Annotated in this window: 10 protein-coding genes; 7 read left to right on the forward strand and 3 right to left on the reverse strand. The window is 70.4% G+C overall.

Annotated elements, in window-relative coordinates:
- Positions 1–108 precede the first annotated feature (108 nt).
- Positions 109–1,086, reverse strand: coding sequence for a Bug family tripartite tricarboxylate transporter substrate binding protein (locus tag A8M77_RS22745; protein ID WP_086923788.1), 978 nt, complete (start codon positions 1,084–1,086; stop codon positions 109–111).
- Between the two features lie 122 nt (positions 1,087–1,208).
- Here A8M77_RS22745 and A8M77_RS22750 point away from each other — a divergent pair, with 122 nt between their 5' ends.
- Genes A8M77_RS22750 through A8M77_RS22770 form a run of 5 tightly spaced genes read left to right on the forward strand, consistent with a single transcriptional unit; the run spans position 1,209 to position 5,090 of the window.
- A complete protein-coding gene (locus tag A8M77_RS22750) occupies positions 1,209–1,916 on the forward strand; it encodes a nitroreductase (RefSeq protein ID WP_238136926.1) in 708 nt (235 codons plus the stop codon).
- On the forward strand, positions 1,913–3,094 hold the full coding sequence (locus tag A8M77_RS22755; RefSeq protein WP_086923790.1) for a thiolase family protein: 1,182 nt from the start codon (positions 1,913–1,915) through the stop codon (positions 3,092–3,094). Before A8M77_RS22750 ends, A8M77_RS22755 begins: the two co-directional genes overlap by 4 nt.
- 2 nt (positions 3,095–3,096) lie before the next feature.
- Positions 3,097–3,483, forward strand: a complete 387-nt coding sequence (locus A8M77_RS22760) for a Zn-ribbon domain-containing OB-fold protein (RefSeq protein WP_086923868.1) — start codon at positions 3,097–3,099, stop codon at positions 3,481–3,483.
- A gap of 45 nt (positions 3,484–3,528) precedes the next feature.
- The gene (locus A8M77_RS22765) at positions 3,529–4,503 is read left to right on the forward strand and encodes a Bug family tripartite tricarboxylate transporter substrate binding protein (RefSeq protein WP_086923791.1); all 975 of its coding nucleotides are present in this window, start codon (positions 3,529–3,531) and stop codon (positions 4,501–4,503) included.
- A gap of 2 nt (positions 4,504–4,505) precedes the next feature.
- The gene (locus A8M77_RS22770; protein ID WP_086923792.1) at positions 4,506–5,090 is read left to right on the forward strand and encodes a nuclear transport factor 2 family protein; all 585 of its coding nucleotides are present in this window, start codon (positions 4,506–4,508) and stop codon (positions 5,088–5,090) included.
- Between the two features lie 21 nt (positions 5,091–5,111).
- Here A8M77_RS22770 and A8M77_RS22775 read toward each other — a convergent pair whose 3' ends face one another.
- Positions 5,112–7,658 (reverse strand): CaiB/BaiF CoA-transferase family protein, encoded by a 2,547-nt coding sequence (locus A8M77_RS22775; RefSeq protein WP_086923793.1) that lies wholly within the window; start codon positions 7,656–7,658, stop codon positions 5,112–5,114.
- 52 nt (positions 7,659–7,710) lie between these two features.
- Here A8M77_RS22775 and A8M77_RS22780 point away from each other — a divergent pair, with 52 nt between their 5' ends.
- Positions 7,711–8,685, forward strand: coding sequence for a Bug family tripartite tricarboxylate transporter substrate binding protein (locus A8M77_RS22780; RefSeq protein WP_086923794.1), 975 nt, complete (start codon positions 7,711–7,713; stop codon positions 8,683–8,685).
- A complete protein-coding gene (locus A8M77_RS22785; RefSeq protein WP_086923795.1) occupies positions 8,682–10,355 on the forward strand; it encodes an AMP-binding protein in 1,674 nt (557 codons plus the stop codon). The genes A8M77_RS22780 and A8M77_RS22785 overlap by 4 nt, the downstream gene beginning before the upstream one ends.
- On the opposite strand, the gene A8M77_RS22790 is transcribed toward A8M77_RS22785, so the two are convergent.
- Positions 10,276–11,124 carry a FadR/GntR family transcriptional regulator gene (locus A8M77_RS22790; protein WP_086923796.1) on the reverse strand — a complete coding sequence of 283 codons (849 nt, stop codon included), beginning with the start codon at positions 11,122–11,124 and terminating at the stop codon, positions 10,276–10,278. The genes A8M77_RS22785 and A8M77_RS22790 overlap by 80 nt on opposite strands.
- Positions 11,125–11,167: the final 43 nt, after the last annotated feature.

Here is an 11,167-nt window from a genome sequence, read left to right on the forward strand (position 1 = left end):
GAAGTAAAGGAGGAGGCGGCCGCAGGCCGCCGGGGGACATGAGCGGAGCAGCGCACCCCGCCGGCCTGATCCCGCCCCCAACCGCCGCCCAGAACACATCTACAACCGTCACTCCGGCTGAATCCCTTTCGCCTTCAGCAACGCCTCGAAGCGCGCCCCTTCCTTGTCGACCAGCGCCCGGAACTGCTGCGGTGTGCTGAACTTCGGCTCGTTGCCAGAGCGTTGCAGCGCCTCGCGCACGACAGGATCCGCGAGCGCCACCCCCATCGCCTCGTTGAGCTTCACCACCACCGCGTGCGGCGTGCCGGGCGGTGCCACGAGGCCGAAGAACACCTCGGTCGTCATGCCGGGGAAGCCCTGCTCGGCCATGGTCGGCACGTCAGGAAGCTCCTTCTCGCGCTGCGGGCCGGTCACGGCCAGCGCCTTGAGCTTGCCCGAGCGCACCAGCGGAATGTTGGACGACAGCGCATCGAACAGGAACTGGATGTTGCCGCCCATGATGGCGGCGGCCGATTCTGCCCCGCCCTTGTAGGGCACGTGCAGCGCCTCGAAGCCCCCCTCGCTCTTGAGCAGCTCGGCCAGCAGGTGCAGGCTGCCGTTGACGCCGTTGGAGCCGAAGCTCAGCTGGCCGGGATGGGCCTTGCCGTAGGCCACCAGTTCCTTGACGCTGTTCACGCCCAGCGTGGGCGAGGCCACCAGGATGAAGCCGGAGGTGGTCGCCTGGCCCACCGGCAGCAGCGTCTTCACGTCGTAGCCGGGGTTCTTGTAGAGATAGGGCGAGATCGCCATCACGCTGTTGCCCACCCACACCAGGGTGTAGCCGTCGGCCGGCGCGCGCACCGTCTGCGCCACGGAAAGCGTGCCGGAGGCGCCGGGCCGGTTCTCGATCACCACCGGCTGGCCCACCAGCTTGCCCAGCTTCTCGCCCACCAGGCGCGCGGTGAGGTCGGTGGTGCCGCCCGCGCCGGCGCCCACGAGGATCTTGATCGGCCGCGAGGGGAACGGCTCCTGCGCCCACAGGGGCTGGGCCGCGAGCGCGGCGCCGGCGACGAGCAGCGCGCGGCGCCGGATGGGGCACTCGGTCATGGGGTGTGTCTCCTTCTTCAAATGGGGGAAGAATCCGCGGCAGTCACCCGGCGAGGCGATGCGTACGCCCGGCCGATTGACGTGCACTGGATTTATAATTATATTGGTCAAACCATTCAACGATGCAACCAATTCCCAACCCCACGATGGACACTACGCCCGCCCAGGTGCTGGATTCGCTGCTCGCGCAGCGCCACAGCTGCCGCGCCTTCCTGCCCAGGCAGGTGGATCGCCCCACCCTCGAGTCCGTGCTGCGCACCGCGCAGCGCGCCGCCTCGTGGTGCAACTCGCAGGCCTGGCAGGTCAGCGTCACCTCGGGCGAGGCGACCGAGCGCCTGCGCGCCAAGCTGGTCGCGGCCGAGCGCGCGGGCGAAGGCGGCGGCACCGACTTTCCCTTTCCGCACGAATACCGCGGCGTGTACCTGGAGCGCCGGCGCGAATGCGGCTTCCAGCTCTACAGCGCCGTCGGCGTGGCGCGCGGGGACAAGGAAGGCTATGCGCGCCAGACGCTGGAGAACTTCCGCCTGTTCGGCGCGCCGCACGTCGCCATCCTGACCAGCGACCCGGGCCTGGGCGTCTACGGCGCGGTCGACGTGGGCGGCTACGTGCAGGTGGTGCTGCTCGCGATGCAGGCCCACGGCCTGGCCGCCATCCCGCAGGCCGCGCTGGCGCACCAGAGTGCGCTGGTCAAGCAGGAGCTCGGCATCGCACCGGAGCGCCTCATGGTGTGCGGCATCTCCTTCGGCTACGAAGACAGCGCGCATCCCGCCAACAGCTACCGCACCTCGCGCGCCCCGCTCGATCAGGCGGTGCAATTCGTCGACGCATGAAGACCCTCGCAGACCGCAGCATCGCCATCGTCGGCTATGCCGAGACCCAACTCGTGCGCAGGAGCGGGCGCACCGCGCTGTCGCTGGCAGGCGAGGCCGTCGACCGGCTGCTGGCGCAGACCGGCATCGAGCGCTCGCGCATCGACGGCTTCGCCACCACCCTTGCGATGAGCGAGGGCGGCAATCCGTTCTACAGCAACCTGCTGGCCGAGGGCCTGGGCCTGTCGCTCACCTGGTGCCAGGCCACCGAGATCGGCGGCGCTTCCTCGGGCGGCAACATCGCACGTGCGGCGGCCGCCATCCAGGCGGGGCTGTGCGACATCGTGCTGTGCCTGGCCTCGGACGCGGTGTCCACGGTCGACCGCTCGGTGCAGTCGGGCCATCGCACCGAGTACTGCGACCCGGCGGGTTATGCGGGCCCGCTGTCGGCCTTCGCGCTCCTGTCCAACGTGTACGACCAGCGCCATGGCCTGCCGCATGACGCGTTGGCGAAGCTCGCGGTCACGCAACGCGAGGGAGCCCTGCTCAACGACAACGCCTGCGAGGTGCTGCGCCGGCCGCTGACCGAGCGCGAGTACCTGGCGTCGAAGATCGTCTCCGATCCGCTGCGCATCCTCGACTGCGTGATGCGCTGCGACGGCGCGAGCGCGGTGCTGGTGATGTCCACGCGCCGCGCGCGCGAGATGGGCTTCCAGAAGCTGGTGCACCCGGTCGCCTATGCCGAGCGCATCAACTTCGACCCGCCCGAAGCCTGCGGCGACATGCTGCGCACCGGCTTCACCGACGTCGCGCCGCGCGCCTTCGATGCCGTGGGCTGGAAGCCCCGGGACGTGAAGATGCTGCACTGGTACGACGACTTCCTGATCGCGCTGATCCTGCAGCTGGAGCAGACCGGCTTCTGCGGCCCGGGCGAGGGCGGCGCCTTCGTGATGGCGCACGACATGACCTGGCACGGCGAGCTGCCGCTCAACACCGGCGGTGGCCAGATCTCGGCCGGCCAGCCCGGCCTGGCCGGCGGCGGCGTCAACCTGGTGGAGTGCCTGCGCCAGATGTTCGGCGAAGCGGGCGCGCGCCAGGTGCGCGATGCGAGCAACGCGATGCTCTCGGGCATCGGCGTGATCCAGTACGCCCGCACCTGGGGCACCAGCACCGTGATGCTGCTGGAGCGGAGCCAATGAGCATGACGAACCATCCCCTGCCCGACGTGGGCGCCCCGTTCGCCCTGGGCCTGCGCGACGGCCGCCTGATGCTGCAGTTCGACCGCGCGAGCGGCCGCGCGCAGTTCTATCCGCGTCCGCAAAGCCTCTACAGCGAGGCTGGCGTGGAATGGCGCGAGGCCAGCGGCCGCGGCACCATCTTCGCGCTCACGCGCAGCCGCGTCGGGCCGCCGCACCTGGCCGACGCGCTGCCGTATGCGATGGCGCTGGTGCAATTGGCCGAAGGGCCGCGCATGCTCGCGCGCATCGATGCACCCTACGACACCCTGGCGATCGGCCAGCCGGTGGAGGTGGACTGGCGCCACCCCGACTCGCGGCGCGCGTTCCCGGTGTTCAAGCCCGCGGCCTGAACGGGCGCCGCCGGCGTTCTTCCTTTCACAAACAGGAGACAACCCATGATGTTCCGACGCCAATGGCTGGCCCTGTCGGCGCTCGCGCTCTCGGCGCTGGCGCTGGGCAGCGCGCAGGCCGACACCTTCCCGAGCCGGCCGATCAAGATCGTCGTGCCCTTTGCGGCGGGCGGCACCGGCGACGTGCTGATCCGTTCGCTGCAGGAGCCGCTGCAGCGCCACCTGGGCCAGCCGATCGTGGTCGAGAACCGCCTCGGCGCGAGCGGCTCGATGGGCACCGTGTTCGTCAAGAGCGCGCCGGCCGACGGCTACACGCTGCTGCAGGTGGGCAACTCCACGGTGACCACGCCGATGCTGCAGAAGACGGCCAATTACGACTCGCAGAAGGACCTGTTGCCGGTCGGCCTGATCGCCACCACGCCGATGGTGTTCCTGCTCAACCCGGTGGTGCCGGCCGCCGACATCCGGCAACTTGTCGACTACGCGCGCGCCAACCCCGGCAAGCTCGAGTTCTCCTCCGCCGGGCGCGGCTCGCTCGCGCACCTGGCGACCGAGTCGTTCAACCAGGCCGCCGGCCTGAAGATGGTGTTCGTGCCCTACCAGGGCGCCGCGCAGGCCGTCAACGCCGTGCTCGCCGGCGAGGTGAAGGTGGCGCTGACCACGCCCTCGGACGCGATCAATGCCTTCGTCAGCTCGGGCCGCGTGAAGATGCTCGCGGTGTCGAGCGAGAAGCGCAGCCCGCTGCTGCCCGAGGTGCCGGCGATCTCCGAGACGCTGCCCAACTTCGCGGTCAATGCCTTCTTCGGCCTCTCGGCGCCGGCAGGCACGCCGCCCGCCGTGATCGCGAAGCTCAACGATGCGCTGAACAAGTCGATCGCCGAGCCCGCCATGCAGGCCAAGCTCAAGGCGCTGGGCATGTTCCCGCGCCCGGCCGACGCCGCCAGCTTCGGCGACATGATGAAGCGCGACCATGCGCTGTGGACCGGCGTGATCGCCAAGGCCGGCATCGAGGCGGAATGACGATGAACCTGGATGACTACTCTCCCGAGCGCATCGCCGACCGCATGCAGATCCAGGACTGCATGTACCGCTGGTGCCGCGCGGTGGACCGGCTGGACTTCAGCGGCATCCGCGACGTGTTCCACGCCGATGCGACCGACATGCACGGCGCCTACGACGGCCCGGTGGATGGGCTGGTCGACTGGATTCGCAGCCGCCACGCGGCCATCCCCTTCTCGATGCACGCCGTGAGCAACCTCCTGATCGAATTCGCCGGCCCCGACCTCGCGCTGGTGGAGAGCTACGTCCGCACCACGCAGCGCTACCCGGCCGAGGCGCGCGCCGCGCTCGACCAGCTCGCCGGCGGCAAGGCGGGCGCCGAGGGCGGCGGCATGGACCTCATGACCTGCTCGCGCTATGTCGACCGCTTCGAGCGGCGCGAGGACCGCCGCTGGAAGATCGCGCGGCGCACGCTGGTGGCGGACTGGAAGCAGTTCGTGCCCGTGCCCGCCGACCTGCCGAAGCCGCCGGCCTCGCAGCAGACCGGCCGCCGCAACCAGGACGACTTCGTCTTCCAGGAACGCCGCGCACTGGGGATCCAGCCATGAGACTGGGGCTCCGGCCCGGGTTCAGATGACGCCGTCGCGCTCCAAGGCGCGAATCTCCGCGCCCGCGTAGCCGAGCAACTCGCCCAGCACGTACTCGTTGTCCTCCCCGTACAGCGGCGCGCCGCGCTGCGGCAGGCCGCCGACATGGCTGGGCGTCTTCGACAGCCTCGCGGGCAGCTCGGTGATCGGCCAGGTGCCGATGCGCGGTGCCGTCACCTCGGTCATCCACTGCTGGTGCGCCAGCTGGGGGTCGTGCTCGCAGCGGTCTTCCGCGGTCTGGCAGACGCCCGCCGCGATGCCGTGCGACTGCAGCAGCGCCATGCAGGCATAGCGCTCCTGCGTGCGGGTCCAGCCTTCCAGCGCTTCGTCCAGCGCGTCCTGGTGCGCCAGGCGCGAGGCGAGGGTGGCGAAACGCGGATCGCGCAGCGCCGCGGGCTCGCCGGCGGCGCGCAACAGCGCTTGCCAGTCCGCCTCGTCGAGGCAGGCGATCGCGATCCAGCGGTCCTCGCCCGCGCAGCGGTAGGCGCCGTGGGGCGCCACCGGCAGGTAGGGCGAGCGGTTGCCGGTGCGCGCGAAGGGCTTTCGCTGCAGCGCCCATTCGAGGCATTGCACGCCGGTCAGCATCAGGCCCGATTCGCATTGCGAGGCATCGATCCACTGGCCTTCGCCCGTGCGCTCGCGGTGCAGCAGCCCGGCGAGGATGGCCTGCGCAAAGCCGTAGGCACCCATCCAGTCGAGGTACGAGTAGCCCCAGCCGGCCGGCGGCGCGGGATCGGGCAGGCCGGACATCTCGCTGATGCCGGTGAAGGCCGCGGCGATCGGCCCGACGGTGCGCATGCGCCCGTAGCGGCCGTGCGCGCCCATGCCGGACTGCTGCACGTAGACGATGTCGGGGCGGATCGCCTTCATCGCCTCGTAGCCCAGGCCCCAGCGGTCCATCACGCCGGGCGAGAAACCCTCGGCCACCACGTCGCTGATGCCCACCAGCCTGCGCGCGATCTCCAGGCCGCGCGGGTCGCGGATGTTGAGCGACAAACCGCGCTTGCCGGCGTTCTTGTGGTTGTAGTGCCCGCCCATGGCCGGGTCGTCGATGCCGGGGAGCGGGCCGGTGGCGCGGCGGCGCGCCTCGCGGCCGCCCACGGGTGCCATCGCGCCCAGGCGGCTGTCGAGGTTGTCCTTCCATTCGACCTTGATGCATTCCGCGCCGAGCGCCGTCACCATGCGCGTGCCGCCGGCGGAGGCGAGGAACCAGGAGAAGTCGAGGACGCGGATGCCCTGCAGCGCAAAGGGCCTGCCGCGGCCTGACCGCGCGACGCGCGGTGCATGCCGACGCTGCGGTGGCTGCGCGCCTGGCATTGCTTTCGCCGGCGGTGCCCTGCGCTCTCCGAGGCCGGGCGCGGCATGCGCGGCCACCCATGCGGTGGTCGAGCCGATCCACTTGCTGCGCGGGTAGGGCAGGCCGTCGATCCACGCATAGCTGCCGCGCGCGGCCCAGTGCGGGTCCTCGAGGTTCTCGTGCGGCTTGCGCAGCGGTGCCCACATCAGGCCGTGCGCCTGCGCCTGCTCCCAGGGCAGGTCGCGGAAGCGGAAGCTGCGCACGAAGCGCTGCACGACCTCGAAGACATGGGCCTTGTGCTCGTCGAAGGCCGTGGCGCCGGGCACGTCGCGCTTCTTCGGGTCGCGCTGCGGGTCGGGGCCCGTGAGGTCGCAGGCCATGCCGTGCGACGCGAGGAACTCCACGAGCTTCTTCTCCTCCGCCGCCGTCACCATCCAGCCCAGGTTCCAGCGCCCGTCCTTGGTCTGCGCGAGCGGCGTCGTGGGATTGGGCAGCTCGGCCGAATGGCGGCAGGTCTGGCGCTGCTGGCGGGCGGCGCGCATCACCCACGACATCAGGTCCATCTCGGTGGAGACGGCCACCGCCGCATGGATCGCGCAGCTCACGTCCTGGCCCTCGCCAGTGCGCGCGCGGTGCATCAGCGCAGCCAGGATGCCGATCAGCGCCTGCTCGCACGCGATGTGGCCGGCATGGAAGGCCTGCGGCGCGATCGGCGGCAGGTCGTGGCGCCCCTGGGGGTCGGGGTCGTAGCCCGTGTTCATCATCACCCCGCCCAGGGCCAGGTGAACCAGGTCGCTGCCGCGGAAGTCCTTCCACGGGCCGTCGTCCCCGAAGGGCGTGATGCGCGCCGTGACGAGGCCCGGGAAGCGGCGGGCCAGCTCGGGCAGCGCGAGCCCGGTGGCGGATTCGAGCCGCGCCAGGCTGCCGCAGAGGAACACGTCGGCCTCTTCCAGCAGGCCCAGCAGCGCGACACGGGCCGAGGCGCCCGGCAGGTCGAGCGGCACCGAATCCTTGTCGCGGTTGTAGACCTGGAAGTAGAGCGAGCGTCCGTCCTGCGCGAACGGCGGCATGCGGCGCGATGCGGCACCCGTGGGCGGCTCGACCTTGGCGACATGCGCGCCGAGGCCGGCGAGCAGCAGGCCGCAGTACTCGGCCTCCGGTTCGCACAGCTCCACCACGCGCAGATTCTGCAGCAGGCCAGGATTGCTTGAATAATTGAATGGTTGGACCATTTAAGTTATTATAGGACCACCAGCGCTTTTCGCAGAGACCAGGAGACACCCCATGAAGACCGCCCGCCTCTTTGCCGCCGCCGCGATGCTCGTGGCCGCCGCGACCTCCTTCGCGCAGGGCCCCGATGCCTACCCTTCCAAGCCCGTGACGATCGTGGTGCCCTTCTCCGCGGGCGGCGCCACCGACCTGTCGGCGCGCATGATCGCGGCCCTGCTGTCGAAGCAGCTGGGCCAGCCCTTCGTGGTGGAGAACCGGGCCGGTGCCGGCGGGATGATCGGCATGGGCGCCGTGGCCCGCGCGCAGCCCGACGGCTACATGCTGGGCTGGGGCGGCAACAGCCCGATGAGCGTGACGCCCCACATCACGAAGAACCCGCCCTACGACCCGCGCAAGGCCTTCGCGCCGGTGAGCCTGGCCGCCATCTCGTCGTGGACGCTGACCTCCAGGGCCGACCTGCCTGCCAAGGACTTCGGCGAGTTGATGAAGCTCGCCAAGGCCTCGCCGGGCAAGATCAGCATCGCGTCCTCGGGCAGCGGCAGCGCGCCGCACCTGCTGGCGGAGCTGCTCAAGCAGTCCGCCGGCATCGACCTGCTGCACGTGCCCTTCAAGGGCGAGATCGACGGGGTCAATGCGCAGCTGGGCAGCCAGGTGGACCTGATGTTCACCTCCACGTCGGCCGCCACGCCGCTGCTGAAGTCCGGCAAGCTCAAGGGCTATGCGGTGACCACGCCCAAGCGCGAGCCGGCGCTGCCGCAGTACCCGACCATGGCCGAGGTGGGCCAGCCGGAACTGACCATCGAGATCTTCTTCGGGCTGGTCGCGCCCGCCGGCACGCCCAAGCCGGTGGTGGACAAGCTGGCCGCGGCGATGAAGCTCGCGGTGGCCGATGCCAACTACCGCGAGACCATGGAGAAAGCCGGCGTCACCGCCACCAGCAGCACACCCGAGGACTTCGGCGCCCTGCTGGCCCGCCACAACGAGCGCTGGCTCACCGTCATCAAGCGCAACAACATCACGCCCGAATGAATCCGACTGCTCCCGACATGGAAGCGAACGCCGTCACGGCCGATACCTACGCCCTGCGCGAGCTGACCTTTCGGAAGGTGCTGGCCCGGTTCGCGCAAGCTTCGCGCGACAAGGTGTTCCTCACCGAGACGGCCACCGGCCGCCGCTTCACCTACGGCGAGATCGACGCCTGGACGGACCGCGTCGCGCACGCCATGCAGGACTTCGGCGTCGGGCGCGGCGGGCATGCCGGCCTGCTGATGGGCAACTCCGCCGAGCACCTGGCGGTGTTCCTCGCCATCGCCAAGATCGGGGCGGTGTCGGTGCCGGTCAACACCGCGGCGCGCGGCGAGCTGCTGCGCTACTACCTCGGCCAGTCCGACTGCGAGACGGTGATCGTCGATGCCCCGCTGGCCCCCCGCCTGCAGGAGGTGCTGGCGGAGCTGCCCCTCGTCCGGCGCGTCATCGTGGTCCGAACGGGAGAGGGGGACGAAGGCGCGATCGCGCCGGCGGGCGAGATGGCGGTCGCCGACTTCCATGCGCTGGTCGACCGCGCCCCGGCCACGCCCTTCGTGCCGGCCGCCCCGCCGCGCTTCTGCGACCTGGTGCTGATCGCCTACACCTCCGGAACGACCGGCCCGTCCAAGGGAAGCATGCTGTCCCAGGCCGCGGCGCTGACCTACGGCACCAGTGCGGCCGAGGCGCAGGGCTATCGCGCCTCGGACATCTTCTACGTGTGCCTGCCGCTCTTCCACAACAACGCGCTGCTCGCCGCCACCGGCGCGGCGCTGGTGTGCGGCGCCTCGGTGGTGCTGTCGCGGCGCTTCTCGGTCTCCAGGTTCTGGGACGAGATCCGCGAATCGAAGGCCACCATCACCAACTTCCTCGGCGCGATGTCCAGCTTCCTCTGGAGCCAGCCGCCGTCGCCCGCCGATGCCGACAACTGCCTGCGCCTGGTGAGCATGGCGCCGACGCCCAAGTACGCCGCCGAGTTCGAGGAACGCTTCGGCCTGCGCGCGATGAACAACTACGGCCTCTCGGACTACGGCATGGTCACCTCCTTCACGCAGTGGGACCCGCGCGACAAGCTCGGCTCCATCGGCCGGCCGCGGCGCGGCGTGCAGGTCCGCATCGTGGACGACGACGACTTCGAGCTGCCGCCGGGCGAGCCGGGCGAGATGGTGCTGCGCTTCGACGAGCCGTGGCGCGGCACCATGGGCTACTACAAGATGGCCGAGGCCACCCTGGCCTCGCGCCGCAACCTGTGGTTCCACACCGGCGACCGCGGCATGCGCGACGCCGACGGCTACCTGTACTTCGTGGACCGCAAGAAGGACTGCATCCGCCGCCGCGGCGAGAACATCTCGGCCTTCGAGGTCGAGCAGATCATCGCCACGCATCCCGCGGTGGCCGATGCCGCGGTCTTCCCGGTGGCGACGCCGGCCAACGACGAGGAGGTGGCGGCGGTGATCGTGGCCAAGCCCGGCGTGCAGCTCGACGAGCTGCAGCTGGTCGAGCACTGCCAGCGCAACATGGCCTACTTCATGGTGCCGCGCTACATCCAGTTCCGCGCGTCGCTGCCCACCACCATGAGCCAGAAGGTGGAGAAGTTCAGGCTGCGCCAGGAGCTCGAGGCCGGGCTCTCGCAGGCCTGGGACCGCGAGGCGGCGGGGGTGGTGCTGGCGCGCTAGCCTTTCGATCGGAGGATGGCGCCGCGGCCTTCACCATGTAGCCGCGGTGCAGCTTGGTCAGCGCCGAGCCCATCTCCGCCATCGCCTTCTCCGCGTCCCGCGCGCGCAGGTGCTTGAGCAGGCGCTTGCGCGAGGGATGGGTGTAGGTCTGCTCGTCGGTCGGGCCGATCGCCTTCACGAACTGCCGGGTGATCTCCATGATCCCCTCCGTCGTCGCGATCAGGACCGGGTTGTGCGTGGTCCGCGCCAGCATCACGTGGAAGGCCTGGTGGTGCCGCGTGCGCTCCTCGAAGTCGCCCGCCTGGCGGGCGCGCTCGGCAGCCGCGACGTTGGCCTCCAGGGCGTCGATCTCCTCGTCGGTGATGCGCTCGCAGGCCACGCGGATCACCGCAGCGCTGACCGCGATGCGCGCCTCGGTCAGGTGCTCCGGCGTGATCGCGCCCAGGAAGTACAGGTCGCGCATGCCCGCGACCACCGCGTTCGAGCTGCCCTGCAGCACGAAGGCGCCGCCGGTCGCGCCCAGCCGCAACTCGATCAGGCCGCTGAGCTCCAGCGCCCGCAGCGCCTCGCGCATGGTGTTGCGGCTGACGCCGAAGCGCTTGGCGAGTTCGCGTTCCGGCGGCAGCTTGTCGCCGGGGCGCAGCTTGCCTTCCGAGATCAGGCGACGCAGCTGATTGGCCACCTCCTGGAAGATGCGCTGCGGGTTGATGGGCGCGACCTCGAAGGGCAGGGGAGCGGGCATGGGGGGCGTCGTGGCGGCAGGTTGCATGCGGGAAACTCCGTTGACCTAATGGTTTGACCAATGATATTCT

Origin of the sequence: Variovorax sp. JS1663, from assembly GCF_002157355.1 — a bacterium.
Lineage (GTDB): Bacteria > Pseudomonadota > Gammaproteobacteria > Burkholderiales > Burkholderiaceae_C > Variovorax.